General features: G+C 65.2%; 22 protein-coding genes and 1 tRNA gene. 10 read left to right on the forward strand and 13 right to left on the reverse strand.

Annotated elements, in window-relative coordinates:
- Position 1: 1 nt before the first annotated feature.
- From ftsA to lpxC, 3 genes are all read left to right on the forward strand, one after another.
- Positions 2-1,309 carry a cell division protein FtsA gene (gene ftsA, locus PHE40_RS01040; protein WP_408838263.1) on the forward strand — a complete coding sequence of 436 codons (1,308 nt, stop codon included), beginning with the start codon at positions 2-4 and terminating at the stop codon, positions 1,307-1,309.
- 48 nt (positions 1,310-1,357) lie between these two features.
- Complete coding sequence (ftsZ, locus tag PHE40_RS01045; RefSeq protein WP_299956745.1) at positions 1,358-2,821, forward strand: cell division protein FtsZ; 1,464 nt, start codon at positions 1,358-1,360, stop codon at positions 2,819-2,821.
- Between the two features lie 175 nt (positions 2,822-2,996).
- A complete protein-coding gene (gene lpxC, locus PHE40_RS01050; RefSeq protein ID WP_299956747.1) occupies positions 2,997-3,938 on the forward strand; it encodes a UDP-3-O-acyl-N-acetylglucosamine deacetylase in 942 nt (313 codons plus the stop codon).
- A 71-nt stretch (positions 3,939-4,009) separates the two neighbouring features.
- Here the strand turns inward: lpxC and PHE40_RS01055 are convergent, their stop codons facing one another.
- The 11 genes from PHE40_RS01055 to PHE40_RS01105 form a co-directional block, all read right to left on the reverse strand.
- The gene (locus tag PHE40_RS01055; protein ID WP_299956750.1) at positions 4,010-6,721 is read right to left on the reverse strand and encodes a DEAD/DEAH box helicase; all 2,712 of its coding nucleotides are present in this window, start codon (positions 6,719-6,721) and stop codon (positions 4,010-4,012) included.
- 152 nt (positions 6,722-6,873) lie between these two features.
- The gene (locus PHE40_RS01060; RefSeq protein ID WP_299956753.1) at positions 6,874-8,538 is read right to left on the reverse strand and encodes an NAD+ synthase; all 1,665 of its coding nucleotides are present in this window, start codon (positions 8,536-8,538) and stop codon (positions 6,874-6,876) included.
- A 62-nt stretch (positions 8,539-8,600) separates the two neighbouring features.
- Positions 8,601-9,743 (reverse strand): nicotinate phosphoribosyltransferase, encoded by a 1,143-nt coding sequence (locus PHE40_RS01065; protein ID WP_299956756.1) that lies wholly within the window; start codon positions 9,741-9,743, stop codon positions 8,601-8,603.
- Complete coding sequence (locus PHE40_RS01070; RefSeq protein ID WP_299956759.1) at positions 9,740-11,131, reverse strand: class II 3-deoxy-7-phosphoheptulonate synthase; 1,392 nt, start codon at positions 11,129-11,131, stop codon at positions 9,740-9,742. Before PHE40_RS01070 ends, PHE40_RS01065 begins: the two co-directional genes overlap by 4 nt.
- Before the next feature lie 54 nt (positions 11,132-11,185).
- The gene (gene gorA, locus PHE40_RS01075; protein ID WP_299956762.1) at positions 11,186-12,553 is read right to left on the reverse strand and encodes a glutathione-disulfide reductase; all 1,368 of its coding nucleotides are present in this window, start codon (positions 12,551-12,553) and stop codon (positions 11,186-11,188) included.
- Between the two features lie 170 nt (positions 12,554-12,723).
- Complete coding sequence (locus PHE40_RS01080; RefSeq protein WP_299956765.1) at positions 12,724-13,539, reverse strand: aminotransferase class IV; 816 nt, start codon at positions 13,537-13,539, stop codon at positions 12,724-12,726.
- Positions 13,532-14,833 carry an aminodeoxychorismate synthase component I gene (gene pabB / locus PHE40_RS01085; RefSeq protein ID WP_299956768.1) on the reverse strand — a complete coding sequence of 434 codons (1,302 nt, stop codon included), beginning with the start codon at positions 14,831-14,833 and terminating at the stop codon, positions 13,532-13,534. Before pabB ends, PHE40_RS01080 begins: the two co-directional genes overlap by 8 nt.
- Positions 14,834-14,844: 11 nt before the next feature.
- Complete coding sequence (gene nadC, locus PHE40_RS01090) at positions 14,845-15,690, reverse strand: carboxylating nicotinate-nucleotide diphosphorylase (RefSeq protein WP_299956771.1); 846 nt, start codon at positions 15,688-15,690, stop codon at positions 14,845-14,847.
- Positions 15,687-17,150 (reverse strand): L-aspartate oxidase, encoded by a 1,464-nt coding sequence (locus tag PHE40_RS01095; protein WP_299956774.1) that lies wholly within the window; start codon positions 17,148-17,150, stop codon positions 15,687-15,689. Before PHE40_RS01095 ends, nadC begins: the two co-directional genes overlap by 4 nt.
- Positions 17,147-18,115 carry a quinolinate synthase NadA gene (nadA, locus tag PHE40_RS01100; RefSeq protein ID WP_299956777.1) on the reverse strand — a complete coding sequence of 323 codons (969 nt, stop codon included), beginning with the start codon at positions 18,113-18,115 and terminating at the stop codon, positions 17,147-17,149. Before nadA ends, PHE40_RS01095 begins: the two co-directional genes overlap by 4 nt.
- Before the next feature lie 100 nt (positions 18,116-18,215).
- Positions 18,216-19,154 (reverse strand): NrtR DNA-binding winged helix domain-containing protein, encoded by a 939-nt coding sequence (locus tag PHE40_RS01105; protein ID WP_299956780.1) that lies wholly within the window; start codon positions 19,152-19,154, stop codon positions 18,216-18,218.
- A 144-nt stretch (positions 19,155-19,298) separates the two neighbouring features.
- Here PHE40_RS01105 and PHE40_RS01110 point away from each other — a divergent pair, with 144 nt between their 5' ends.
- Entirely contained in the window at positions 19,299-19,844 is a 546-nt protein-coding gene (locus PHE40_RS01110; protein WP_299956783.1) for a glutathione peroxidase, read from the forward strand.
- Between the two features lie 10 nt (positions 19,845-19,854).
- Here the strand turns inward: PHE40_RS01110 and PHE40_RS01115 are convergent, their stop codons facing one another.
- Together PHE40_RS01115 and PHE40_RS01120 are read right to left on the reverse strand one after the other, a co-directional pair.
- Positions 19,855-20,067 carry a hypothetical protein gene (locus PHE40_RS01115; RefSeq protein WP_299956785.1) on the reverse strand — a complete coding sequence of 71 codons (213 nt, stop codon included), beginning with the start codon at positions 20,065-20,067 and terminating at the stop codon, positions 19,855-19,857.
- A 140-nt stretch (positions 20,068-20,207) separates the two neighbouring features.
- The gene (locus PHE40_RS01120) at positions 20,208-20,945 is read right to left on the reverse strand and encodes an SDR family oxidoreductase (RefSeq protein ID WP_299956788.1); all 738 of its coding nucleotides are present in this window, start codon (positions 20,943-20,945) and stop codon (positions 20,208-20,210) included.
- A 38-nt stretch (positions 20,946-20,983) separates the two neighbouring features.
- Here PHE40_RS01120 and PHE40_RS01125 point away from each other — a divergent pair, with 38 nt between their 5' ends.
- The 6 genes from PHE40_RS01125 to PHE40_RS01150 all read left to right on the forward strand — a co-directional run bounded on the left by PHE40_RS01125 (position 20,984) and on the right by PHE40_RS01150 (position 26,558).
- Entirely contained in the window at positions 20,984-21,886 is a 903-nt protein-coding gene (locus PHE40_RS01125; protein ID WP_299956791.1) for a YicC/YloC family endoribonuclease, read from the forward strand.
- Entirely contained in the window at positions 21,879-22,478 is a 600-nt protein-coding gene (gene gmk, locus PHE40_RS01130) for a guanylate kinase (protein WP_299956794.1), read from the forward strand. The genes PHE40_RS01125 and gmk overlap by 8 nt, the downstream gene beginning before the upstream one ends.
- A gap of 118 nt (positions 22,479-22,596) precedes the next feature.
- Positions 22,597-25,320 carry a DNA gyrase subunit A gene (gene gyrA / locus PHE40_RS01135; RefSeq protein WP_299956797.1) on the forward strand — a complete coding sequence of 908 codons (2,724 nt, stop codon included), beginning with the start codon at positions 22,597-22,599 and terminating at the stop codon, positions 25,318-25,320.
- Positions 25,313-25,816, forward strand: a complete 504-nt coding sequence (gene coaD, locus PHE40_RS01140) for a pantetheine-phosphate adenylyltransferase (RefSeq protein WP_299956799.1) — start codon at positions 25,313-25,315, stop codon at positions 25,814-25,816. The genes gyrA and coaD overlap by 8 nt, the downstream gene beginning before the upstream one ends.
- Positions 25,817-25,881: 65 nt before the next feature.
- Positions 25,882-26,370, forward strand: a complete 489-nt coding sequence (locus tag PHE40_RS01145; RefSeq protein ID WP_291425826.1) for a peptidylprolyl isomerase — start codon at positions 25,882-25,884, stop codon at positions 26,368-26,370.
- Between the two features lie 113 nt (positions 26,371-26,483).
- Positions 26,484-26,558, forward strand: a tRNA-Lys gene (locus PHE40_RS01150).
- Positions 26,559-26,616 lie beyond the last annotated feature (58 nt).

A 26,616-nucleotide genomic window follows, 5' to 3' on the forward strand; every position in this document is an offset into this window, starting at 1 on the left:
CATGAATGATCTTTCTCGCCGGGGCGCGCCGGAGCGCGCGATGAAGCCGCTGCCGGAGGAGACGCTGCGTGGCAAGATGCTGCGATCGGGGCCGTTTGGCGTGCTGGATATCGGCTCGTCGAAAATTGCTTGCCTGATCGGGCGGGCGGAATCCGATGGGCGGCTGCGCGCTCTGGGCTTTGGCTGGCAGAAGAGCCGGGGGATTAAATCCGGCGGCATTGTGGACCTGGAAGAGGCGGAGAAGGCGATTCGCGCGGCGGTGGGCGCGGCCGAGGAGGCCGCCGATATGCGGCTGAAGTCGGTTTATGTGAACCTCTCCTGCGGGCAGCCGGAATCGCGTTTGTTCAATGTGCAATGGCCGGTGGATGGCCGCGCGGTGACCGCAGATGACATCAAGCGCGTGGTACGCGAGGCGCGCGCGCGCGCGGCGGCTGAGGGGCGGGCGACGATCCATGCGCTGCCGTTGAGTTTTTCCACCGATGAAACTGATGGCGTGCTCGATCCGCGCGGGTTGTTTTGCGATACGCTCTCGGCGCAGCTGCATGTGGTGGATGCGGGCAACACGGCGTTGCGCACGCTCTCGGCCTGTTTGTCGCGCTGCGAGCTGGATATTGCGGCGCTGGTGTCGGCGCCGCTGGCGGCGGGGCTGGCATCGCTGGTGGGCGATGAGCGCGAGCTGGGGGCGACGGTGATCGACATGGGCGGGGGCACCACCTCGATGGCCGTGTTCTCCGAGGGGCAGGTGGTGCATACGGCGCAGATTCCGCTGGGGGGCATTCATGTCACCAATGACATCGCGCGGGGATTCTCCACCTCAGTCGTGCATGCGGAGCGGTTGAAGGCGCTGTTCGGCAACTGCCAGGGCAGCCCCGATGATGAGCGCGAGCTGCTGCCGGTGCCGCAGGTGGGCGAGGATGAGCACCAGATCGCGAAAATGCCGCGTTCCATGCTGATCAGCGTAATCCGGCCGCGAATCGAGGAGATTTTCGAGCTGGTGAAGGACCGGCTGGAAACCGGCGGCTACGGCGATGCGGGCGGCACGCGCGTGGTGCTGACCGGCGGCGCCTCGCAACTGGGCGGCGTGCGTGAACTTAGCGCGCAGATACTGGAGCGTAACGTAAGGCTGGGCCGGCCGGGCGGGGTGATCGGGCTGCCTAATTCGGCGAGCGCGCCCAACTTCGCGACGCTGGTGGGATTGCTGGCTTTTGCTGCCGGCGAAGGCCAGACCATGCAGGATATTAATTTCGAGAATGAGCGGGGCGGCGGCTGGTTCCGCGGCCTCGTCGATTTTTTAAAAAATCGTGTTTGACATGAAAACGAAGTGTTCTTTACCGATACTGCCTTGAGGAGATAACCGATGACCCTGAACCTGACGATCCAGAAGACGTCGACCACCGACTTCACGCCGCGGATTACCGTGTTCGGCGTTGGTGGCGGTGGATGTAATGCCGTTAATAATATGATCTCGCTGCAACTGCCGGGCGTGGATTTTGTGGTGGCGAATACGGACGCGCAGCAGTTGCAACGCTCGCTGGCGGAAAAGCGCATTCAACTCGGGCCGCATCTCACCCAGGGCAACGGTGCTGGCGGGCGGCCGGAAGTTGGCAAGGCATCGGCCGATGAGGCGGCGGACGATCTGGCGCGGCATCTGGAAGATACGCATATGGTGTTCATCACCGCCGGCATGGGCGGCGGCACCGGCACCGGCGCCGCGCCGGTGATCGCGCGGATGGCACGCGAGCGTAACATTCTGACCGTTGGTGTTGTCACCAAGCCGTTTGCCTTCGAGGGCAAGAAGCGCATGCGCGCCGCCGAGGAAGGCATTGCCGAGCTGCAGGCCTATGTCGATACCCTGATCGTGATCCCCAACCAGAACCTCTTCAAGGTCGCCAATGAGCGGACCGGCTGGAAAGAGGCTTTCGAGATGGCCGATAACGTCCTCTACATGGGCGTGCGCGGCGTGACCGATTTGATGGTGCTGCCCGGTATCGTGAACCTCGACTATGCCGATATCCGTTCGGTGATGTCAGTCATGGGCAAGGCGATGATGGGCACCGGCGAGGCCGAGGGCGAGGACCGCGCGATTCGCGCCGCCGAAGCCGCGATCAGCAATCCGTTGCTGGAAGATACCAATATGCGCGGGGCGCATGGTCTGCTCATCAACATCACCGGCGGTTCGGATGTGACGCTCTTCGAGGTTGACCAGGCGGCGCACCGGATTGGCGAGGAAGTCGACAAGGATGCGAACATCATGTTCGGCATGTCGCTCGATGAGAGCATGGCGGGGCGGATCCGGGTGTCGGTCGTTGCGACTGGAATTGACAGCGAGCCGCAGCAGATGCCGAAGCTGCAGGTGGTGAATGGCGGGGCCGAGCCGGCCGCGTTTCCGACGCAGGCCGTGAGCCAGAACGCCGGGCAGCCGCATCAGGGCGCGCCGCAGATGATGCAGATGCCCCAGGGCGGGAGCGTTTCCCGCCCGGCAGGCTATGTGCCCGAGCCGCCGAACGCGCCGCTGGTTTCCAAGGCTTATGGCGGCCAGGAGCTGGAACTCGGTGAGCCAGCCGCGCCCATGCCCGTGCGCCCGGTACCGGTGATGCGCGCGGCTGTGATGCCTGAACCCCAGCGCCCGGCCGAACCGCCGCGCAGCACGAGCATTTTCAAATCCGTGTTCGGGTTTGGCAGCTCCAAAGCGGCGGCGCCCGTGCAGCCGCACCGCCAGGAGCCGGCCGTGCATACCGAAGCGCCGCGCCCGGCCGTGCGCCCAGCACAGCTCGATGAGACCGGGTTGGACATTCCGGCGTTTTTGCGTCGGAACAACTAACCCCCCCCCGGCGGGTTCGCTGCGCCGTTGTGAAGCACCGGGCCGGAGACGGCTCGGTGTTTTTTTGTTTATTGGATTCATATTGTTATGGCGACATAATTGGAAATAATGATTGACTGGCGGTGGCACGGGACGGCGGCTAGACAGTAAGATGTTATTAATGATGGACCCAAAAATGTCGTCTTTGCGTGACAGATACAGCTTTACCGGCAGCGAACGCGCCCTGGCCCCGCGCCGGACGTTGAAGACGGCGATTTCCGCCATCGGGCATGGGCTGCATAACGGCGCGGATGTGACGTTGCGGCTGGTGCCGGCCGAGCCGGGGGCGGGGATTGAGTTTCATCGCACTGATTTGGATGTGCGAATTCCCGCGCGGTTTGACCATGTGAACGATACGCGGTTGTGCACCGTGGTGAGCGTGGGCGCGGCGCGGGTGGGGACCATTGAGCATTTGATGGCGGCGTTGGCGGCGAGCGGTGTGGATGATCTGGTGATCGAGGTTGACGCCGCGGAGGTGCCGATTTTTGATGGCTCGGCCGCGCCGTTTCTGCGCCTGATTGAAAGTGCCGGCGTGGTTGCGCATGGCGGCTTGCGCGAGAGCCTGGAAATTTTGCGCACGGTGCGCGTGGAGCAGGATGGCGCCTTCGCCGAGCTGCGCCCGCATGGCGCCGGTGGGGCGGGGTTTGAGCTTTCGCTGGCCATTGAGTTCGCGGCCTCTGCGATCGGCGCGCAGGCGTATAGTTTTCAGCTGACGGCGGAGAGTTTCGCCGCTGAAATCGCCGCGGCGCGGACCTTCGCGCAGGCGGCCGAGATTGAGGCGCTGCGCAAGGTTGGCCTGGCGCGCGGCGGTAGTTTGGAAAACGCGATCGTCGTGGATGGCGCGAATATTTTGAACCCGGAAGGGTTGCGGTTTGCCGATGAGTTCGTGCGGCACAAACTGCTTGACGTGGTGGGCGATCTGGCGCTGGCCGGGGCGCCGATCTGCGGCCGGTTTGTGGGCAGCCGCACCGGGCATGCGCTGAATAACCAGCTATTGCGCGCTGTGTTCGCGGATCAGGCGAATTACCGGCTGACGCGCGGCTCGTTGGTGGTGGCGCGCCAGCTTTCGGCGGCCTGAGCCGCAAGCAAGGTTCGGGTATCCGGCGAACGGCCCAGGTGTTTCCCGGGCCGTTTTTTATTGCGCGATTTTCAGGCGGCTTGCGCGGCGGTTTCCTCGGCGTGTTGAGGTTCCTTGCCGAAGAGGAAGTCGATGTCATCAGCGTTGAAGGCGAGGCCACCGGCTTCGGAGAAGGCGATGCTGGCGAGTTCGGCCTTGCGTTGTTGCAGCTCCAGAATGCGCTCTTCCACCGTATCGACCGCGATCATCTTGTAGACGAACACGGATTTGGTCTGGCCGATACGGTGCGCGCGGTCTGATGCCTGGTTTTCCACCGCCGGGTTCCACCAGGGGTCGTAATGGATCACGGTGTCGGCGGAGGTGAGGTTGAGGCCGCGGCCGCCGGCTTTCAGCGAGATGAGGAACAGCGGGACTTCACCGGCCTCGAAGGCGCGGACCGGCTCGGCGCGGTCGCGCGTGTCGCCGCGCAGCTCCACATAGGGGACGCCCGCTTCAACGAGGCGAGGCTTGATGAGGTCCAGCATGGAGGTGAACTGCGAGAACACCAGAATGCGCCGGCCTTCGGGGATCAACTCGCCGATCATTTCCATCAGGTCGTCGAGCTTGGCGGAGCTCTCCGTGCCGCGATTGCCGCCGCCGAGTTTGACCAGGCGCGGGTCGCAACAGGCCTGGCGGAGTTTGAGCAGGGCATCGAGCACGATGACGCGGCTCTGCGCCAGGGTACGCTCGGCCATCTGGTCGCGCACGGTCTCATACAGGGTGCCGCGGATGGTTTCGTAGAGCTCGCGCTGGTCGGGTGCCAGGGAGATGCGGCGCAGGATGGTGTGCTTGGGCGGCAGCTCGGTTGCGACCTCTGATTTGGTGCGGCGCATGATAAAGGGGGCGATGCGCGAGACGAGCTGGGCGCGGCAGACCGGATCGCCGTTTTTCTCGATGGGGGTGCGGAAGCGTTTGGTGAAGCCACGGCGGTCGCCCAGCAGGCCGGGCATGAGAAAGGCAAACTGCGACCACAATTCGTCGAGATTGTTTTCGATCGGCGTGCCCGAGAGGCAGAGCCGGTGTGAGGTGTTGAGCTGGCAGACCGAACGGGTGGCCCGGGCATCGGGGCTCTTGATGGCCTGAGCCTCGTCGAGGGCGACGATGTGCCAGGGGATCTGCTTCATTTCCTCGATGTCGCGCGTCAGGACCGTATAGGTAGTGATGACGACGTTGATGTCATCAAGCTGCTCGCGGCGCTCATGGCGCTCCATGCCGTGCAGCACGGCAACTTTGAGATGCGGGGCGAATTTGGCCAGCTCGGCGGTCCAGTTGGCGACCAGGCTGGTGGGCACGACGATGAGCGCTGGGGTGGTGAGCCGGCCTTCGGCGTGGTCAACACAGATATGGGCGATGGTCTGCGCGGTTTTGCCAAGGCCCATGTCGTCGGCCAGGAAGCCGCCGAGGCCGTGGCCGGCGAGGTGTTGCAACCAGTCCACGCCGTGCTGCTGGTAGGGGCGCAGGTGGCCCCGGAATTCCTCGGGCACCACGACCGGGATGATCTCAGGCTCGCCGCGGAAACGCTCGACATAGGCTTCAATGGTGGCGGCGTTCTGCCAGCTGGTGGTGAGAACATCCTCCAGCTCCAGCACCGTGGCGGCGGCGCCGACGGGCAGGACCAGGGCTTTTTCAGCGGTGCGGCCTGCGGCTTCGATGAGGTCGCCCATGACGGAGAGTAGGCGGCGGATGCGCTCGGCTGGAAGTTTGATGACGCGGCCGTCATCCATGCTGGTGATGATCTCATCCCCCACGATCTGCGCGGCCTCATAGCCGCCGCGCGCCAGCAGGTGTTCGAGAATGGGCAGCAGGGGGTGGCGCACGCCATCAATCTCGATGCCGAATTCGAGGCTGAAGCTGCCTTTGATGGCATCCTTCACCGTGACGTCGATATTGCCGACGTTCTCGGCCAGCTGCGGGCCGAAATTGGCCTCGATGCTGCTCTGCCAGCCAAGCGCCGTGAGCTCGGGGACGCGCACGGCGACGAAATGGTGCCACTGGGCGGCGGCGGTTTCGCCGCGAAAGACGAGGACGCGCTGGCCACGGGCGGATTTGCCATCGGCGACGCGCATCTGCACGAAATTATCGGGGCGCAGAGCGTCAAGCGCGGCGGCTTCGGCGGCGGTGTCGCGCCGGATGAAGACGATATGGCCGCCGGATTTGACGCGGATGAACTGGGCGTCGTCGGCGCCGTCAACGCGCACGCCGGCATAATCAAAGTCGAGCGTCAGCACGTCGATGCTGCGCGGGCGGCCGAATTCATCGGGCGCCTGCAGGCGGCGCAGGCGCAGCACCGGGGTGCAGGGGCGTTCCAGCACGGTGGCGCCGGGCTCGGGCGCTTCGGGCAAGACGGGGGCAATGTTGGCGGCGCGCGGGCGGCGGCCACTGGGGCGGATGCGGGTTGGCGGCGGGGCGAAGGGGCGCTCATGCGCGGGGATGATGGTGTCAATCAGCGATTTGGGCGCGGCCTTGCGCAGCACGGGGAAGCACTCCAGCGCCTTGAGCGCGGTGGCGGCGAGGTGCTTGCACTTGCTTTCGCCGCAGCTGCATTCGCGCTCGGCGAAGGAGATGCGCTGGCCCATGGTGATAGGGGTGATTTTGGTGGTCCACTTGGCGCCCATCTGGTTGGTGCCGGTGATGGTCTCGCCATCCAGGGTTACATCGGTCATCTCGGCCATGAACCGGCTGCTGGTGAGAATCTTGGAATCGAATACTTTTTCCAGATCTTCAGCGGAGTACGCAACCGGCATCAAGCTAACCCTTCAATCCTTTTCGCGCGGCCAGGCTTGGCGCGCGTCCAGCCCGCCGCGCGGCGGGCCAAAGGGTCTCATAGCCGATATTGTGGAAAAGGGCAGGGGGAAAAGAAAGAATTTTACGCGGGCATGGCTGAATTGTGAGGCAACTATTTTAATAAATTCGTAAACCCGTTGGTCATCGGGTAGCGGCGGTCACGCCCGAAGGCGCGCAGCGAAATTTTAACGCCGGGGGGAGATTGGCGGCGCTTGTATTCGGCGCGGTCGAGCAGTTTCCAGATCCGCAGGACGGTGGCGCGCTCAAACCCCTCGGCGGCGACATCCTCGATGCTGGCTTCACCCTCGATGAGGCGGTGCAGGATGCCGTCGAGAATGTCATAAGGGGGCAGGGAGTCCTGGTCGGTCTGATTTTCCCGCAGCTCGGCACTGGGCGCCTTGGTGATGATGCGCTCTGGCATGGCCGGGGCGCGCGGGCAGAGCGTGCCGGCGGGGCTGTGCGCGTTGCGCCAGCGCGAAAGCTCGAAAACCGTGGTTTTGTAAATATCCTTGAGGACGGAGTAGCCGCCGCACATATCGCCATAAAGTGTGGCGTAGCCGACTGACATTTCCGACTTGTTGCCGGTGGTGAGCAGCATGGGGCCGAATTTGTTGGACAGCGCCATGAGGATGATGCCGCGCGTGCGCGATTGCAGGTTTTCCTCGGTGATGTCGGGTTCACGGCCGGTGAAGGCGGGGGCGAGGGCCTGGGCGAAGGCATTCATGGCACCGGAGATGGGGATGGTCTCATAGGGGACGCCCAGCATTTGGGCGCAGGCGGTGGCGTCTTCCAGGGAGTGCGCGGAGGTGTAGGGGCTGGGCAGCATGACGGCGCGCACCCGCTCCGACCCTAGCGCATCAGCCGCGACGGCGGCGGAGATGGCGGAATCAATGCCCCCCGAGAGGCCCAGGACCACGCCGGGGAAGCCGTTTTTGTTCACATAGTCGCGCAGGCCCATCATCATCGCCTGGTAGATCAGCTCCAGCCGGTGCGGCTCGGGCGCGAAGCTGGTTTGGGCGCAGATCAGGCCGGTGGCCGTGCGGGTCCAATGGGTGAGGGTGAGGGATTCGGCGAAATGCGGGAGCTGGGCGGCGAGGCCGCAGTCGGCGTTGAGGACAAAGGAGGCGCCGTCAAAGACGATTTCATCCTGCCCGCCGGTGAGCGCGGCGAAGATATAGGGCAGGCCGGTTTCGGCGATGCGCTGGGCGGCGAGCGCGATGCGGGTGTGCTGCTTGCCGTCCTCAAAGGGGGAGCCGTTGATGGAGAGCAGAAGCTCGGCCCCGGAATCGGCCAGGGTTTTGGGGACGGTTGGGAACCACCAGTCCTCGCAGATCATCAGGCCGAGGGAGACGCCGCGGAAGTTGATTGGCATGGGGACCGGGCCGGGCGCGAAGACGCGCTTTTCGTCGAACACGCCGTAGTTGGGGAGTTCGTGTTTTTTGCGCCGCGCGATGATCTTGCCGCCATCGAGCACGAAGGCGGCGTTGTAGAGGCTGGTGCCCTCGCGCCAGGGGGTGCCGATGATGAGGCCGGGGCCGCCATCGGCTGTGTCCAGCGCCAGCGCCTCGGCGGCGGCCTCGCAAGCGGCGACGAAGGCGGGTTTGAGCACCAGATCCTCCGGTGGGTAGCCGGAGATGGAGAGTTCGGGCGTGATGAGCAGGTCCGCCCCCATGGCGGCGGCCTGGCGGCGGGCGGCGCGGATGGCGGCGGTGTTTTTATCGATGGCGCCGAGGTGCAGGTTGAGCTGGGCGATGGCGATTTTAAGTGTGGTGGTCATGGTGATGCCCGTCTGGTTAATGCGGGGGGGTGCCGGCTTGCGCCGGCCTAGCGGCGTGAAGGTCAGCCTGGGTCACGTTTGGCTGGGCGGAGCAAGAATTCGCGGCCGATTTTAACCATCGGCTCGCCATCATAGGCGATGATATCAGCCGTGGCATAGGTCTCTGACCAGATTTCGGGGATGAAGCTGCCGGTGCCGACCACGTCGATCGGCGTGCTGGCATCGGCCATAACGCTGCATTTTTCCACGCCGAAGCCCGAGCTGGCGACGATGCGCACACGCTCGAAACCGGCCTGGTTGAGGGATACGCGCATCTTCCAGATGGCGGCAGCCGAGACGCCGGTGCCGATGAGGTAGCGCAGTTCGTTCTGGCTGCGGTAGCGGCGGAGCGCACCGGGGGCGTGGCGCTCCAGCACGGCGTAGCTCTCCTGCGGGTCGAGCCCTTCGAGAAACCGGCCGCCGTGGGTGTCCAGCCGGACGGCCATGCGCCCGGCATGGGCCATTTTGGAGAAATGGCGGCAGACGGCCAGCGCGTCGGTGATCTCGCGGCCAAAATAATCAACCAGCACGGTGAGGTCGTCATCGGGGAAGGTTTCGGCGAACATTTCCGCGGCCCGCAGGGTGGAGCCAGCGTAGCCGATGAGGGCGTGTGGCATGGTGCCATAGCCGGTGGGCGCGCCGAAATAATGCGCTGTCCAATCGTTGGCGTTGCCGATGAAGCCTTTGGCGCCCTCTGCCTTGGCGGCGCGCGAGCCGACGGCGGCGGCGTAGGCCATGATCTCCTGCATCTCGGCCCCGGCGCAGTGGCGTGCGTCCATCGCCAGGAAGGCGGTTTGGGGCAAGGCGACGCACATCTGGAAGGCGTTGTGGGCAGCGACGCAGGCGGCGCCGATTTTTTGCAGGATCAGGGTTTCGAGGTCAGTGAGGGCCAGCATGCTGCCGGTGATATAGACCAGCGGCTCGCCCGCGCCGACCCATTCGCCCTCTTTGTGCATCAGCTCGATTTCAAAGGTTTCGCCGCGTGCGGTGGCCACGGCGTTCAGCCAGTCCACCATCAGCGCCGGGGCGCACACCACCGGGCGGCGGAGAAACACCGCGTAGGTGACGCGCTTGTCCCCGAAGCGGGCGATGACCGCGCGCGTGCGGTTAAAATAGGCATCCGTGCGCGCGGTGATTTCCGCCTCGTTGAGCGGGGAAAGGCTCATGCGCTTGGGCGCTTGGCCCGGCGGGTTTTCAGCTCCTCGGCGAGGAAGAAGGCGAGTTCCAGCGCCTGTTCGGCGTTCAGCCGCGGGTCACAGGAGGTCTCGTAGCGGTTGGCGAGATCGGCTTCAGAGAGGCCGCGCGCGCCGCCGGTGCATTCGGTGACGTCCTGCCCCGTCATTTCCATGTGTGCGCCGCCGGCGATGGTGCCTTCGGTGGCATGGGCGGCGAAGAAGCTCTTCAGCTCGGAGACGATGGCCTCATAGCGCCGGGTTTTAAGCTTTTGCGCGGTGCTGATGGTGTTGCCGTGCATGGGGTCGCACATCCAGACCGGGGTGCGCCCGGCGGCTTTGACCGCGCGCAGCAGGGCGGGGAGCTTTTCCTCCACCTTATCGGCGCCCATGCGGGAAATAAGGGAGAGGCGGCCAGGCTCGTTGCTGGGGTCCAGCCGGTCCATCAGGCGCAGCAGGTCGTCCGCCTCCATGCTGGGGCCGACCTTCATGCCGATCGGGTTGCGGATGCCGCGCATGAACTCGACATGCGCGCCGTCCAGCTGGCGGGTGCGGTCGCCGATCCACAGGTAATGCGCCGAGCAGGCGTAATAGTCGCCGGAGGTGGAATCCAGCCGGGTGAGGGCCTGCTCGTAGGGCAGCAGGAGGGATTCGTGACTGGTATAGAAATCAGTCTCGCGGATTTGCGGTGCGGAGATGCTGGTGAGGCCGCAGGCGCCCATGAAGGCCAGAGTCTCATCGATGCGCGCCGAGAGGTCGCGGTAGCGCGCGGCCAGGGGCGATTTCTCGACGAAATCAAGGTTCCAGCGGTGGACTTCATGCAGGTCGGCATAGCCGCCGGAGGCAAAGGCGCGCAGCAGGTTGAGCGTGCCGGCGGACTGGAAATAGCCGAATTCCATACGCGTGGGGTCGGGGATGCGGGCCTGGGCGGAGAATTCCGGGCCGTTGACGATGTCGCCACGGTAGGAGGGCAGGGAAACGCCGTCGATCGTCTCGGTGTCCGAGGACCGTGGCTTGGCGAACTGGCCGGCCATGCGGCCGAGTTTAACCACCGGCATGGAGCCGCCAAAGCTGAGCACTACGGCCATTTGCAGCAGGACGCGGAAGGTGTCGCGGATGATGTTGGCGGTGAAGTCGCCAAAACTCTCCGCGCAGTCACCGCCCTGGAGCACGAAGGCTTGGCCGGAGGCGGCGTGGCCGAGCTGCGCCTTCAGGCGGCGGGCCTCGCCTGCGAACACCAGGGGCGGAAAACGGGTCAGCCGCGCTTCCATCGCCGCCAGCTTGGCCTCGTCGGGGTAGCTTGGCACCTGGCGGATGGGGCAGTTGCGCCAGCTCGCGGGGGTCCAGCCGGGGGTGAAATGGGCTGGGGTGATCGTGTCCATTGGGTCTCCAGAGTCCTCGTTGGGGGGCATTATCGCGCGATTTTGCCGTGCTGGCTACTTGGGGGGCGTCTTTGGTCCGGCAACCCTGGTCTGACTACGCAGGGTGACGAATTCTTCCGCCGCTGTGGGGTGGATGCCGATGGTGCGGTCGAAGTCGGCCTTGGTCGCCCCGGCGGTGATGGCGATGGCGATGCCCTGCATGATTTCCGGCGCGTCCTCGCCCAGCATATGCGCGCCGATGATTTTATCGGTGGCGGCGTCTGCCAGCAGTTTCATGATGGTTTTGCGCGGACGGCGCGAGAGGGCGTGGCGCATGGGGGTGAAGCGGGTGAGGAAGACCTTGGTGTCGCCGCGCGCGGCGGCTTGCTCTTCGGTGAGGCCGACTGTGGCGACCGGCGGGATGGAGAAGACCGCCGTGGGGACATTCTCCAGGCTGATGCTGCGCTTCTTGTTGCCAAAGAGCGTGTCGGCCAGGGCGTGGCCCTCGGCGGTGGCGACGGGGGTGAGGTTCAGGCGGTCGGTCACATCGCCGATGGCGTAGATATGGGGGGTGGAGGTGGCGAGGTTTTCGTCGATATGGATGGCGCCGGAGGGGGTGGTTTTCACGCCCGCGGCGGCGAGATTGAGGCCCGAGACATTGGGCGCGCGGCCGGTTGCGAAAAAAACGAGATCCACCTCCAGCACGCTGCCATCAGAGAGGGTGACATGTTTGGCGCCGTTTGCCGCGTGGATGGATTGCGGCGTGGTGCCGGGGTGCAGGATGACGCCGTTTTGCGCCAGCTCCAGGGCGAGGCCCTCGCGGATGTCGGCATCGAACCCGCGCAGCGGCAGGGGCTGGCGGTAGATGAGGTGGGTTTGCGCGCCCAACCCGGCGAATACGCCCGCGAATTCCACCGCGATGTAGCCGCTGCCAACGATGGCGACGCGCTTTGGCATGGCGGGGAGGTAGAAGGCGTCATCGGAGACGATGGCCAGCTCCGCGCCGGGAATGGGCAGGCTGGTGGGGTGGCCGCCGGTGGCGATGACGATTTTTTGGGCCGTGATGCGCTGGCCGCCGGCATCGAGGGTGTGGGCGTCGATGAAGCTGGCTTTGGCCTCGAAGATGGTGGCGCCGGCCTGGTCGAGCAGGCGCTTGTAGATGCCGTTGAGGCGGGTGATCTCAGTGTCCTTGGCGGCCAGCAGGGCGGACCAGTCATGCTGGCCTTTGGGCGTGTCCCAGCCGAAGCCGCGCGCGTCTTGCGCCAGGGCGCCGTATTCCGCCGCCATGACCAGGAATTTTTTCGGCACGCAGCCGATGTTGACGCAGGTGCCGCCCCAGAAGCGGGATTCGGCGACGCCGACACGCGCGCCATGCCCCGCCGCGATGCGCGCGCAGCGCACACCAGCCGAGCCGCCGCCGATCACGAATAGGTCAAAATCCAATTTATGCTCCTGAACTGAGATTAGCCGCACCGCGCGGCGGCGGCTATTATGAATTCTGATCTCTAAGGCTGCGGCCAGGGTTTGGGTGCCCGGGCGAGTCTGCGCCTGTTGTCCATCATCCCCTGAGTTGGCTCAAGGCCCTCAAGGCGGATTTTCCGGCAAAACATTCCTTACCGCGCCGCCTCCCAAACCAAGCGCAGCGCCTGCGCCGCGGCTGCATTGGTTTGCAGCGCCTGGCCGTCCAGCATGGTCAGCATCCGCACCGAGAGGGCGTTGCCAAGGCAGACACAGGCGGCGCTGAACAAGCTCTCTGGGGGCAACGGCGCTTCATGCGCGAGGCCGCAGGCCAGGAGGCGTGCGCGCAATGTGCCCGCCAGCGCGCCATCGCGCACGGGAGGCGTTGCCCAGCTGCCGTTTTGCAGCACAAAGAGATTGGCGGCGCTGGCGGCAACGGCGTCACCCTTGGTGTTCAGCATGATCGCATCCTCCGCGCCGCGCGCCGCCGCTTCCCGCCGGGCGATGATGCTGTCCAGATAGTTCAGGGATTTGATGTGCGAGAGCGGAGAGAATTCGTTGCGGCGGGTGCTCTGGCAAATAATGGCGGAAATTTCAGGCGCGGCGGCGATGAAGGGGGCGCAGGTGATGAGGAGCGTGGGCGTGGGGTTGGCCGGCGGCAACAGGCCGCGCGGCCCGGCGCCACGTGTGAGCGTTATGCGCAGTGTGGCGTTCTGGAGGGCGCTGGCGGCGAGCAAGGCGCTGATGGCGGTCTGAAACTGCGCGCCGCTGAGTGGCACGGCGAGGCCGAGTTGGTCCGCGCCTTGGCGCAGCCGCGCCAGATGCAGAGGCAGATGCCGGGGCGCGCCGTTGGCCACGCGGATCGTCTCGAATATGCCGTCACCCAGGGTGAAGCCGCGGTCGGCAGGGCTGATGAGCGCGCGATCAACCGGACACAGCGCGCCGTTCAGCCAGGCAAACGGCTCAGCCACCGCAAACCCCAAGCATTGGAGCGGCCTTTACGCGCATTTCCTCATACTCCGCATCCGGTTGGCTGTCGGCCACGATGCCGCCGCCCGCCTGCATCAGAACATGGGCGGGGGTCACGATCAACGTGCGGATGATGATGGAACTGTCCATCGCGCCATCAAAACCGATCCAGGCGATGATGCCGCAATAGGGCCCGCGGCGGCAGGGTTCCAATTCGTCGATGATCTGCATGGCGCGGATTTTCGGCGCCCCGGTGATCGAGCCGCCAGGCAGGGTGGCGCGCAGCAGGTCGATGGCGCCAAGCCCGGGGCGCAACCGGGCGGTGACGCTGGAGACCAGATGATGCACCGAGGCGAAGCTCTCGACCTTGCAAAGCTCCGGCACGCGCACGCTGCCGATTTGTGCGGCGCGGCCGATATCATGGCGGAGCAGATCGGTGATCATCAGGTTTTCGGCACGGTCCTTCGGGCTTTGCGCAAGCGCGGCGGCAAGGGCTGCATCGCGCCGCGCATCGGCATGGCGCGGGCGTGTGCCTTTAATCGGCCGGGTCTCGATCTCGCCGCCGGGCGAGAGGCTGATGAAACGTTCCGGTGAGGCGCTGAGCAGCGCGAGGCCCTCGCCGCAGTCCAGATAGGCGGCGAACGGCGCCGGGCTGGCTTGGCGCAAGGCGAGGTAGAGAGCGGCGGGATCAAGCTGCGCGGGCCGCGGGGCGGTGTGCCGCAGGGTGAAGTTCGCCTGATAGATGTCCCCCGCGCGGATGTAGGCGAGAATTCGCTCCACCTGGGCGATGTAGTCATCGCGTCTCATGTCCGCCTGCCAATGGAGTTTGGGCAATGGCGCGGGTGAGGGAGTTTGCGTCAGGCGGACGAGGAGGGTATCGGCGCGGGCGGCGGTTTCCTGCCCGGGGCGGTCCCGCATGATCAGCCAGCAGCGCCGCGCGGCGTGGTCAAAGCCGAGCAGCGTATCGTAAAAACCGATGGCCATATCAGGAAGGTTCATCGAGTTGCCATGGCGTGAGGCGACCGGCTCCAGCCCCAGCCCCAGATCGTAGCTGAAAAACCCGGCCGCGCCGCCGGTGAAGGGCAGGGGGCCGGGGATTGGCGTGTGGCGGGCCAATTCTTCCGCCACCTGGGCGAGTTGCGCGCCGCGCAGGACTTTGAAGGGATCGACGCAAATATAGCTGAAACGGCTGCGGGCATCACCGGCGGCGGCGCTGTCCAGAAAGGCGATATGCGGCGCCGGCATCAAGGCGGCAAAGCAATCCTGCGGCGCGCGCCAGGGGATTTCGTGAATCACCAGCAGGCGGCTCAGCTCACGCGGACAAAATCAAGTCCGATGTCCAGAACCTTCGCGCTATGGGTTAGCCAGCCCGCCGAGATCAGCTCCACCCCGGTTTCCGCGATGGCGGCGGCGCTCGCGGGGGTGATTCGGCCGGAGGCTTCGGCGATGGCGCGGCCATTTATCATCGCCACCGCCTGGCGAAGCTGCGCTGTGTCCATATTGTCCAGCAGCACGGCGTCCACGCCTTCGTGCAGCACCTCTTGCAACTGCGCCAGCGTGTCCACCTCAATTTCGATTTTCACGAGATGCCCGGCGGCACGTTTGGCCGCGCGCAGGGCCGGGGCGATGCCACCGGCCAGGGCGATGTGATTGTCCTTGATGAGGATCGCATCATCAAGGCCGAAGCGATGGTTGGCGCCGCCGCCGCACCGCACCGCGTATTTTTGCGCAAAGCGCAGCCCCGGCGTGGTTTTGCGCGTGCAGGTGATGCGCGCCTTGGTGTGGGTGATGGCATCGGCAATGCCGCGCGTGGCGGTGGCAATGCCCGAGAGCGGGCCAAGGAAATTCAGCGCGACGCGCTCGGCGGTTAAAATGCCGCGGGCCGAGCCGGAGATTTCCGCGATCACTTCGCCAGGCGTGACGCGCGAGGCATCCGGAAGTTTTGCGGTGAAGACAATGCTGCGGTCGATCAGGCCAAAGGCGGCGCGCGCGAAATCCAGCCCGGCCACCACGCCGGGGTCGCGCGCGACGAGTGTGCAAACGGCCTGGCGCTCGGGCGGCACCACGGCCTCGGTGGTGATATCTCCGGCGCGGCCGAGATCTTCCAGCAATCCCTCCCGCACCGCTTGTTCAACGAGAAGATAAGGGATCATGCGTTCAGTCCTGTATCGGCAAGGCCGGAAAGATTGATGGTGGATGAGGTTGCCTGCGCTGGGTCGGTGTGCGGAAAATCCGCGCGGGTATGCGCGCCGCGACTCTCGCGCCGGCGCAGGGCCGATTGCGCCATGAGCAGCGCCACCAGCGCGGCATCAGACTGCGCGGCGAGCGGGCGCAACCGCGCCACGGCGGCTTCAAGCTCCGGCGCGTTGCGATAAATACCCAGGCTCTGGCTGCAAATTTCACGCACAACCGGTGCCTGCCGGGACGCCTGCCGCGCAGGCAGCGGGGCATCCGTGGCCTCTGCCGTGCGTCCGCTCACGGCCTGCGCCACGATGCGCCCGGTCACCATCGCTTCCAGCAATGAGTTGCTGGCAAGGCGGTTGGCGCCATGCAGCCCGGTCGCGGCGGCCTCGCCGCAGGCGAACAAACCCGTCACGCTGCTTTCGCAATCGGCGTTCACCGCGATGCCGCCCATATGGTAATGGGCAGCGGGGCGCACCGGGATCGGCTGGGTCGCAGGGTCGATCCCTTGCGCGCGGCAAGTGGTGAAAATGCCTGGGAATTTCTTCGGTGGCACCCGCCGCGCATCAAGAAAAACGCTGTCATTCGCTGCATATTTTGCCGCCACCGCGCGCGCGACGATGTCTCGTGCCGCAAGGTCCAAGCCATTCATGAACCGCGTGCCCGCGTTGTCGATGAACACAGCGCCCTCCCCGCGCACGGCTTCGCTCACCAGCGGCATCGGGTCCAGCCCGCAGGAAAGAGCCGTGGGGTGGAACTGCACGAATTCCATATCGCGCAGATCGGCCCCCGCCCTGGCGGCCAGCGCCAGACCGGTGCCGGTGGCGCCCAGCGGATTAGTGGTGTGCGCGAATAGCCCGCCGGCGCCGCCGGTGGCGATCACCGCGCAAGTGGTGGCGATGCTGAGCGCGCCGGCGGGCGTTGCGGCATGCACGGCGCAAACCCTGTTGCCGCGCACGGCAAGTTCGGTGACCAGGGTGTGTTCGTGTATCGTGATGTGTTCCGCAGCGCGCACGGCGTTGATCAGCACGCGCATCACCTCGGCGCCGGTGGCGTCCTTGGCGTGGACGATGCGGCGGCGTGAGTGCGCGGCCTCCAGCCCGAGCGCCAGCGTGCCGTTCGCATGGCGGCCAAAATCCGCGCCGCGCCGGGTGAGGAAATCAATCGCCCAAGGCCCGGCCTCGATAATCCTGCGCACCACCGCGGCGTCGCACAGCCCGGCGCCGGCGCTCAAGGTATCCTGCGTGTGCATGGCAAAATCGTCATCCGGACCAACCGCCGCGGCAACGCCGCCCTGTGCCCAGCCGCTGGCGGTCTCAAACCCCAGCGTGCCGCCGCACAGCAGCACCACCGGGCGCGGCGCCAGGCAGAGCGCCGCCATCAACCCCGCGGCGCCGCCGCCGATGATTACCGGGCAGCCATGCGCGCTCATTGCACCGCGAGCATGCGTTCCACCGACAATCGCGCGCGCGCCATCAATGCGGGTTCAATTTCCACCTGCGTTTGCATTGTCTCCAGGCATTCACGGATGTTTGGCAGCGTGATCCGCTTCATGTGCGGGCAGAGGTTGCAGGGGCGGATGAACTCGGTGCCCGGATGGCCGGCGGCAACATTATCGCTCATCGAACATTCGGTGATCAGCACCACGCGGGCGGGCTTCTCGCGCGCCACATAATCGCTCATGGCGGCGGTGGAACCCGCAAAGTCCGACACCGCGACAACATCCGGCGGACATTCGGGATGCGCCAGCACGGTCAGGCCGGGGTGGGCGGCGCGCAGGTTCGCAATCTCCTGCGGGGTGAAGCGCTCATGCACCTCGCAATGCCCGGCCCAGGTGATGATTTTCACATGGGTCTGCGCCGCGATGTTCTGCGCCAGGTATTCATCGGGCAGCATGATCACTTCCGGCACGCCCAGGCTCTCGACAATTTTCTTCGCATTGCCCGAGGTGCAGCAGATGTCGGACTCCGCCTTCACCGCCGCCGAGGTGTTCACATACGCCACCACCGGCACGCCGGGATGGCGCTGGCGCAGCAGGCGAATATCCGCGGCGGTGATGCTCTCAGCCAGCGAGCAGCCGGCCCGCGTATCGGGGATCAGCACGGTCTTCGCGGGGTTCAGCAGTTTCGCGGTTTCAGCCATGAAGTGCACGCCCGCCAGCACGATCACGTCAGCATCGGCGTTCATCGCCTCGCGCGCCAGCAGCAGGCTGTCGCCAACAATATCGGCAACACCGTGGAAAATTTCCGGCGTCTGGTAATTATGCGCCAGGATCACCGCGTTGCGCTCGCGCTTGAGGCGGTGGATCGCCTCGATATCAGGTGAGAACAGCGCCCATTCGATGGGGGGAATCACGCGGCTAACGCGCTGGTAGAGCTGGGTAAGATCCAACGGCATGGTACATCCAATAATGCTCAAATTGAGCATAAATAGGTCAGAAAAAAACGGGCGCGCGCCCGGTCGTACAGCCGCTTATACTGGCCTTGAGCATAACCCGTCAAGCGCGCGGGAGCGGCGGCTTGGTTCCGGCGTAGGCGCGCTCCTGGAGGATATCAGCGCGGAACCTGAACAGCTTGGCCGGGCGCCCGCCGGTGGCCCCGGCCATCTGGCCGGTTTCCTCGACCAGCGCCTGCTGTTCAACCAGGCGGCGGAAGTTTTGTTTATGGAGGAGCTGCCCGGCCAGTGCCTCCACGCTGCGTTGCAGGTCCAGCAGAGTGAAGCTGGGGGGCATCAGCTCGAACACCACCGGGCGGTAGGTGATTTTGGCGCGCAGCCGGGCGATGCCGGTGGCCAGGATCCGCCGGTGGTCCTGGCGCATGGCGTGGCCAAGCCGGGGGGCCGGGGTGGTGTGGCAGGCAATGCCGTCGCGCGCCGCCTCGGACACCAGCCCCGCCTCGTAGAGCAGCTCATAGCGTTGCAGCACCAGCTCCTCGTTCCAGCGCCGGCCTTCCAGGCCAAAAGCGATGGCGGCGCGTTGCTTGCGCGCGCGGCGCGCCGCCGGGTTGGCGCCGGCCTGCGCCCAGGCCCGCAGCGCGGCGGGCAGGGGGGCTGGCAGATCCGCGCCTTGGCGGTGGTCCTCCCAGGGAAAATAATCATACCAGTTGCGCCAGCTGGCGCCGCCGTCCAGCGTTTTTGGCTGCTCGCGGGTCAGCGCCAGATAGGAGATCGAAATCGCGCGGCCAAAGCCCCCCAGCGCGGCGTTGCGGTCGTTATCGGCGAATGTGTAGAGCTGTTCGACATAGCCCAGCGGATGATGCGTCTGGCGTTCCACCCAGGAGCGCGTGCCTGCCTGTAGCGAGCGATGCTCGGGCGAAAGTGGGCCGGAGGGCAGGGAGGTACCCTCCGCAATGGTCAGCACGCGCGGCGTCCCGGCCGTGACCGCGACCAGAACGGCAATCAGCTCAGCACTTACGGAACCAGGCCGGTTTTCGATCATGGGCTTATTTCGCAGATGGCGGCGGGCGCTGGCAAGGCCGGGTGCGGCCATTGCGCGCATTGAAAATCCGCGCTGGGGCAATATGTATCGCGGGCGGCGGCGCTCACCTGCCACGCGCGACATAACATCAGAAAGGGGAACAGCATGGCGGCCGCGATTTATGACATTCCGTTGAAGAGCATCGAGGGCAAGGCGGCGAACCTTGGCGATTACAAGGGCAAGGTGCTGCTGGTGGTGAATGTCGCCTCCAAATGCGGGCTGACCCCGCAGTATGAGGGGTTGCAGAAGCTTTACGCCGAGAAGCATGACGCCGGGCTGGAAGTGCTGGGGTTTCCCGCGAATAATTTTAAGGAACAGGAGCCGGGGAGCGAGGCGGAGATCGCCAGTTTTTGCAGCACCACCTACGATGTGCAATTTCCGCTGTTCAGCAAAATCTCGGTGGCGGGGGCGGATAAGCATCCGTTGTATCAGGCGTTGACAGCAGCCAAGCCGCAAGCTGAGGGCGGCGATGCCTTCCGCACCCGGCTGGAGGGTTTTGGCATCGCCACCAACCCGGCGCCCGAGGTGCTGTGGAATTTCGAGAAATTCGTCGTCGGCCGCGATGGTGAGGTCGTCGCCCGTTTCACGCCGGATGTGGCGGCTGATGACTCGCGCCTGCGCGCCGCGCTGGATGCCGCGCTGGCGGCCTGAATCCAGCTATTTAGTGGTAGGTGTAAAGATAGCCGGCGGTCTCATCGGGACCGGCGGTTGTTTTTTCGGACGCGGGCGCGGCGCGGCGTTCAATCGGCCGCGCGGCGACGAACTGGGTTTTCACCGATGGCGCGGGAACGCTGTGGCTTTGCACCGCTTGGACAGGACGGTGGAAGCGCGGCACGGCCCAGAGGATAAAACCGCGGGATGGTTTGCTGGTCATCGTGGATGCCTCATGGTTGTGCCGCTGGTTTAGGCGGTCATACTCAAGGTGTATAGTGAATTTTTGTGATAAAATCATTAAGAATCAGATAATTGAAGAAATGCATCCAAGCCCTTCGGGCGCCCGCAGGCGGGGCTGGCTTAGCTCTGCGCGGGTTTTCCCGGCACGCGGGTAAATAGCGATTTCGGGGCGAAATTGGCCACCCAGGCCAGGGCGGCGAACCATAGTGGAAAGGTGATGACGCCGCGCCCCGCCGCGATGCCCTGGATGATCCGCCGCGCGGCTTCATCGGCGCCGAGCATGCCTGGCATCGGGTAGGGGTTTTTCGCGGTCATCGGTGTACGGATGAAGCCCGGGCGCACCAGGGTCAGCGCGACGCCCTCGCGCGCGGCGCCTGGGCTGGCGGCGCGCACCCAGAAATCCAGCGCGGCCTTGGCGGCGCTATAGGCGGGGGAGGTGGGCAGCGCGATCAGCCCGGCGATGGAGCCGATGATGACGATGCGCGGCGTTTTGCGCGCCATCGCGGGCAAAACGGTGTTGAACACACCATCCAGATTGGTGGCGAACACGCGGCGGATCTGCTCTTCCTGCTCACGGTTGGCCAGGCCCGGTCCGGCGGAGACCCCGGCATTGGCGATCATCAGGTCAAGCTGTTCCAGCCCCGCCACCCAACCGGCTATTTCCTCCCGGCTGGTGACATCGGCCACCGCCTGTGTAACCCGCGCGCCCTTGGCCTGCGCGGCGGCGGCGGTTTGGGCGAGGCGCGCAGCATCGCGCCCGGCCAGATGCAGTGTGATCCCTGGGGCCGCGTAACCCAGGGCAAGGGCCTGTCCCAGCCCGCTGGAGGCGCCGGTGATCGCGATGCTCTGATACTGCATATGGGCAGCGTAGCAGCCTCCTGCTAAGAGGCCAGCCCATGAACGCAAAAACCTCAATCGCCTCGATGACCGGCTTCTCGCGCACCCACGGGCAGGCCGGCCCTGTCTCCTGGATATGGGAGCTGCGCAGCGTCAACGGCAAAGGGCTGGATATCAAGCTCCGCCTGCCCGGCGGGCTGGATGCGCTGGAGTTCCCCCTGCGTGACCTCGCCGCCAGGCGGCTGAAGCGCGGGAATGTTTCCGGCACCCTCACCTTAAAGCGCGATGCGGTCTCGGGCATAATGCCCGATCTCGCGGTGCTGGAGCGGGTCAAGGAGCTGGCGATCGACCTGGCGGATAACATCCCCGGCGCGCTGCCCCCGCGCGCCGAGCTGCTGCTGGGTCTGCCGGGCGTGATGCGTAGTGTCTCCGCGCAGGATGATACCGAGGCGGAGCAGGCCGTCCTGGCCACCGCCGTGCAGGCGGGGTTCACCGGGGCGCTGGTGCAGCTGGTTGAGGCGCGCGCGGGCGAGGGGGCGCGGCTGGCGGGAATCGCCGCGGCGCTACTGGGCGAGATCGAGGCGCTGCACGCCGCCGCCGCGGTGGAGGCGGCAACTCAGCCAGCCTTGCACAAGGCCCGGCTCACCGCGCAGCTGGCGGAAATCCTGGGCGCCACCCCGGCGCTGCCGGAGGAGCGGATCGCGCAGGAAATCGCCTTGCTGGCCACCAAATCGGACGTGCGCGAAGAGCTGGACCGGCTGCACGCGCATATCGGCGCCGCCCGCGCGCTGCTGGCCGAGGGTACGGGCATCGGCCGGAAGCTGGATTTTCTGATGCAGGAGTTCAACCGCGAGGCGAATACGCTGTGCAGCAAATCCGCCTCGCTGGCGCTCACCTCCATCGGCCTCTCGTTGAAGGCCGCGATTGAGCAGCTGCGCGAGCAGGTGCAAAACATTGAGTAACCGGCGCGGGCTTTGCCTGGTGCTGGCCGCGCCCTCGGGGGCGGGCAAAACCACGCTCTCACGCGCGCTGCTGGAGCAGGACGACGCGCTCTCACTCTCGGTGAGCGTGACCACGCGCGCGCGCCGCCCCGGCGAGCAAGAGGGCAAGCATTATTATTTCATCAGCCAGGAGCGGTTTGATGAAATGGCGGCGGCGGGCGAACTGCTGGAATATGCCCGCGTGTTCGGCCGCTCTTACGGCACGCCGCGCGGCCCGGTGGAGGCGGCGCTGAGCGCCGGGCAGGACGTGATGTTCGATATCGACTGGCAGGGGTTTCGCCAGCTGCGCGCGGCCATGCCGGGCGATGTCGTGGGCGTGTTCATCAAGCCGCCCTCGCTGGAGGTGTTGCACCACCGGCTGACCAAGCGCGGCGATGCGCCGGAGCAGGTGGCGGAGCGGATGCGCCATGCCGAGGCGGAAATCTCCCATGCCGGGGAGTTTGACTATATCGTCGAGAATCACGACCTGGATGTGGCGCTGGCGGACCTGCGCGCGATTCTGCGCGCCTGCCGGCTGGAGACGCGGCGGCAGGCGGCGCGGCCCGGTTTGTAAATATGCCAGGTTTATGCTATGAACCGGCCTGAACTCAGGATAAAATTATTAATGATATCAGTATGTTATCGCCTGTCCGGCGAGTCTTGCTCCGCCGTTGTCCGCGACCTGATCTGACATGAGCGATATAACCGAGGAGCCCGGCGCGGAACCATTGCCGCTGCGCGGTACGGAGCCTGTGGCCATCGAGCAGGAGATGCGCAAATCGTATCTCGACTATGCCATGTCCGTCATCGTCTCGCGCGCCCTGCCTGATGCGCGCGACGGGTTGAAACCCGTGCACCGGCGCATCCTTTACGCCATGAACGAGGCGGGCAATACGCCCGACAAGCCCTACCGCAAATCCGCGCGCATGACCGGTGACGTGATGGGCACCTACCATCCGCACGGCGACAGCGCGATTTATCTGGCCGCCGTGCGCATGGCGCAGGATTTTTCGATGCGCCTGCCGCTGATCGACGGCCAGGGCAATTTTGGCTCCATTGACGGCGACATGCCCGCCGCCATGCGTTACACCGAGATGCGGCTGGACCCGGCGGCGATGCTGCTGCTGTCTGATATCGACAAGGACACGGTCGATTTCCAGCCGAACTACGACGAGAGCGAGACCGAGCCGCGCGTGCTGCCGGCGGCTTTCCCCAACCTGCTCATCAATGGCTCCAACGGCATCGCCGTCGGCATGGCGACCAATATTCCGCCGCATAACCCGGCCGAGATCATGGATGCCACGCTGGCGCTGATCGCCAACCCCGAGATCACGCTGGAAGAATTGATGCAGATCGTCCCCGGGCCGGATTTCCCGACCGCGGGCATCATCCTGGGGCGCTCTGGCATCCGCGCCGCCTTTGAGACCGGGCGCGGCTCCATCACCATCCGCGCGCGCGCCGCCATCGAGCAGATCCGCAAGGACCGCGACGCCATCGTGGTCACCGAAATCCCGTATCAGGTGAACAAATCCACGCTGCTGGAGCGCATCGCCGAGCTGGTGCGCGCCAAGGACATCGAAGGCATCGCCGATCTGCGTGACGAGAGCGACCGTGACGGCATGCGCATTGTCATCGAGTTGAAGCGCGACGCCACCGCCGAGGTGGTGCTGAACCATCTCTACCGCTACACCAATCTGCAAACCAGCTTTGGCATCAACATGCTGGCGCTGGACCGTGGCAAGCCCCGGCAGATGGGACTCAAGGAACTGCTTGGCCTGTTCGTCGAATTCCGCGAAGAGGTGATCCTGCGGCGGGCCCGCTTCGAGCTGAACAAGGCGCGCGACCGCGCCCATCTGCTCATCGGCCTCGCCACCGCGGTTGCGAATATCGATGAAGTCATCAGGATCATTCGCGCCAGCCCGGATTCCAACACCGCCCGCGCGGCGCTGATGGAGCGGCACTGGCCGGCGGAAGATGTGGCGCCGCTGCTGGCGTTGATCGACGATGTAGGCAACACCATCACGCCCGAGAAAACCATGCGCCTGACCGATGCGCAGGCGCGCGGCATTCTGGAGCTGCGCCTGGCCCGCCTCACCGGGCTGGAGCGCGACAAAATCCAAGCCGAGCTGACCGAGGTTGCCGCGCGTATCACTGAATTGCTGGACATCATCGGCTCGCGCATCCGCCGCCTGGAGGTGATGCGCGAGGAGCTGGTGGCCGCGCGTGTAAAAATCGCCAATCCGCGCCGCTCCAGCATCGAGAATTTCGAGACCGAGACGGACGACGAAGCCCTGATCGAACCCGGGCAGATGGTTGTCACCATCACGCGCGATGGTTTCATCAAGCGCACGCCGCTGGATGTGTTCCGCGCGCAAAATCGCGGCGGGCGCGGGCGTTCGGCCACCTCCACCCGTGGCGACGATGTGGTGACCCGCAGCTTCAACGCGCACACGCATCAATACGTGCTGTTCTTCTCCTCCGGCGGCAAGGCCTTCCGCGAGAAAGTCTGGCGCCTGCCGGAAGCCACCACCACCGCCAAGGGGCGCGCGCTGGTTAATCTGTTGCCCGAGCTTGGTTCGGACGAGATCACCACCGTGCTGCCGCTGCCGCAGGATGAGGCGCTGTGGGAGAACCTGCACCTCGTTTTCGCCACCGCGAGCGGCGGTGTGCGGCGCAACAAGCTGTCGGACTTCAAGAACATGCGTGCCTCCGGGCTGATCGCGATGAAGCTGGACGAGGGCGACCGGCTCATCGGTGTCGCCACCTGCCGCGATGGCGACGATGCCTTCCTCGCCACCAAGCTCGGCCGCTGCATCCGTTTCCAGATCACCGACGAGACCCTGCGCGTGTTCTCCGGGCGTGATTCCGCGGGTGTGCGCGGCATCAGGCTCGGCGCGGATGATGAGGTGATGAGCCTCTCCGTGCTGCGCCATGTCGAGGCCACGCCGGACGAGCGCGCCGCCTATCTCAAATATGCCTCCGCGCAGCGGCGCATGGGCGATGAGGAAACCGAGGCGGGCGAGAGCGACGAGGCGGTGGCTGATATCGCCCTCTCTGAGACGCGAATTGCCGAGCTGGCGGCGGCGGAGGAAATTCTCATCACCGTCACCGATTCCGGCTTCGGCAAGCGCTCTTCGGCCTATGAATACCGTGTGACCGGGCGCGGCGGCCAGGGCATTGCCAACATCACGCTCAGCCCCAGGCGCAACGGCAAGGCGGTGGCGGCCAGCTTCCAGGTGCGCGAGGGCGACGATGTGATGCTGGTGACCGATGGCGGGCGGTTGATCCGCGTGCCGGTGGACCAGGTGCGCATCACCGGCCGTTCGGTGATGGGCGTCACCCTTTTCCGCCTGGATGACGATGAGCGTGTCACCAGCGTGTTCCCCGTACTGGAGCAGGAGGCCGAGGATGCCTGAAGCCCGCGTTGCCCTCTACCCTGGTACGTTCGACCCCGTGACCAACGGGCATCTGGACATTATCAGCCGCGCCGCCAGGCTGGTGGACCGGCTGGTGATCGGGCTTGGCATCAACGCCGGCAAGGAGCCGATTTTCAATCTGGAGGAGCGGATTGCGCTGATCGAGGATGAAGTTGCGCCGATCGCCGAGAAAACCGGCGCGGTGATCGAGGTGCGCGCCTTCAACGCGCTGCTGATCTCCTTCGCCGAGCAGATGGGCGCGAAGATGATCGTGCGGGGCTTGCGCGCGGTCTCCGATTTTGACTACGAATTCCAGATGGCGGGGATGAACTACCGGCTGGACCCGGGAATCGAGACAGTGTTTCTCATGGCCAGTGAACGCCATCAGTTCATCTCATCGCGCTTCGTGAAGGATATTGCTTTGCTGGGGGGGGATATTTCCTCCTTCGTGCCCAAGCTCACGCTGGAACGTACCCTTGCCAAACTGAGGAAATAACCATGTTGAAACGCCGGACCCTCATCAGCACTGCCGCTGCAACCCCTTTTTTAACGGAACTCGCCATGACTGAACCCGCCGCCGCCGCCACCTCCAACACCCTGCTGATGGAGCTGAAATACGGCACCGTGACCATCGAGCTGCGCCCGGACCTGGCGCCCAAGGCCGCCGAGCGCCTGCGCACGCTCACCGCCCAGGGCTATTATAACGGCTGCAAGTTCTTCCGCGTCATCGCGGGTTTCATGGCGCAGACCGGCGATGCCACCAACACCGGCATGGGCGGCTCCGACCTGCCAAACCTGCCGGCGGAATTCACACAGGACGCCAGCTTCCTCACCGGCACGGTGGGCATGGCCCGCACCTCGGACCCCAATTCCGCCAACAGTCAGTTCTTCATCTGCTTCGCCCCGGCGACCTTCCTGGACGGCAATTATACCATCGTGGGCCAGGTTACCGCCGGCATGGATTTCGTGCAGCAGATCAAGAAGGGCGATCCGCAGAGCGGCAAGGTGATCGACCCCGATTCGATCATCAAGATGACCCTGGCCGCTTAAAGCCAATCGGGGCGCATGATCAGGTTTTACCGGCATTTCCGGTAAAACCGGTCAGCAATCGGTTTGTGTCTATTGACGAGCAGGGGAAAAATCTGGTTCACCCCCTGCACGGAGAGCCTGTAGCTCAGTGGTAGAGCATTCGACTTTTAATCGAATGGCCGTGGGTTCGACCCCCACCGGGCTCACCAATATTTCCAGCAAACTATCCGAATGGCGCCGATGATTGAGTCATCATCGGCCGGTATC

This window comes from Acidocella sp. (assembly GCF_028687955.1).
Taxonomy (GTDB): domain Bacteria; phylum Pseudomonadota; class Alphaproteobacteria; order Acetobacterales; family Acetobacteraceae; genus Acidocella.

Excerpts from the sequence above, each read along its gene's own strand:
- PHE40_RS01105 (WP_299956780.1), bottom strand. The coding sequence starts at position 19,154 with ATGATCGAAAACCGGCCTGGTTCCGTAAGTGCTGAGCTGATTGCCGTT.
- PHE40_RS01065 (WP_299956756.1), bottom strand. The coding sequence starts at position 9,743 with ATGAGCCTTTCCCCGCTCAACGAGGCGGAAATCACCGCGCGCACGGAT.
- ftsA (WP_408838263.1), top strand. The coding sequence starts at position 2 with ATGAATGATCTTTCTCGCCGGGGCGCGCCGGAGCGCGCGATGAAGCCG.
- PHE40_RS01115 (WP_299956785.1), bottom strand. The coding sequence starts at position 20,067 with ATGACCAGCAAACCATCCCGCGGTTTTATCCTCTGGGCCGTGCCGCGC.
- PHE40_RS01110 (WP_299956783.1), top strand. The coding sequence starts at position 19,299 with ATGGCGGCCGCGATTTATGACATTCCGTTGAAGAGCATCGAGGGCAAG.
- PHE40_RS01095 (WP_299956774.1), bottom strand. The coding sequence starts at position 17,150 with ATGAGCGCGCATGGCTGCCCGGTAATCATCGGCGGCGGCGCCGCGGGG.
- ftsZ (WP_299956745.1), top strand. The coding sequence starts at position 1,358 with ATGACCCTGAACCTGACGATCCAGAAGACGTCGACCACCGACTTCACG.
- coaD (WP_299956799.1), top strand. The coding sequence starts at position 25,313 with ATGCCTGAAGCCCGCGTTGCCCTCTACCCTGGTACGTTCGACCCCGTG.
- PHE40_RS01070 (WP_299956759.1), bottom strand. The coding sequence starts at position 11,131 with ATGGACACGATCACCCCAGCCCATTTCACCCCCGGCTGGACCCCCGCG.
- nadC (WP_299956771.1), bottom strand. The coding sequence starts at position 15,690 with ATGATCCCTTATCTTCTCGTTGAACAAGCGGTGCGGGAGGGATTGCTG.
- PHE40_RS01145 (WP_291425826.1), top strand. The coding sequence starts at position 25,882 with ATGACTGAACCCGCCGCCGCCGCCACCTCCAACACCCTGCTGATGGAG.
- nadA (WP_299956777.1), bottom strand. The coding sequence starts at position 18,115 with ATGCCGTTGGATCTTACCCAGCTCTACCAGCGCGTTAGCCGCGTGATT.
- PHE40_RS01060 (WP_299956753.1), bottom strand. The coding sequence starts at position 8,538 with ATGACCACCACACTTAAAATCGCCATCGCCCAGCTCAACCTGCACCTC.
- PHE40_RS01120 (WP_299956788.1), bottom strand. The coding sequence starts at position 20,945 with ATGCAGTATCAGAGCATCGCGATCACCGGCGCCTCCAGCGGGCTGGGA.
- PHE40_RS01125 (WP_299956791.1), top strand. The coding sequence starts at position 20,984 with ATGAACGCAAAAACCTCAATCGCCTCGATGACCGGCTTCTCGCGCACC.
- lpxC (WP_299956747.1), top strand. The coding sequence starts at position 2,997 with ATGTCGTCTTTGCGTGACAGATACAGCTTTACCGGCAGCGAACGCGCC.
- gyrA (WP_299956797.1), top strand. The coding sequence starts at position 22,597 with ATGAGCGATATAACCGAGGAGCCCGGCGCGGAACCATTGCCGCTGCGC.
- PHE40_RS01055 (WP_299956750.1), bottom strand. The coding sequence starts at position 6,721 with ATGCCGGTTGCGTACTCCGCTGAAGATCTGGAAAAAGTATTCGATTCC.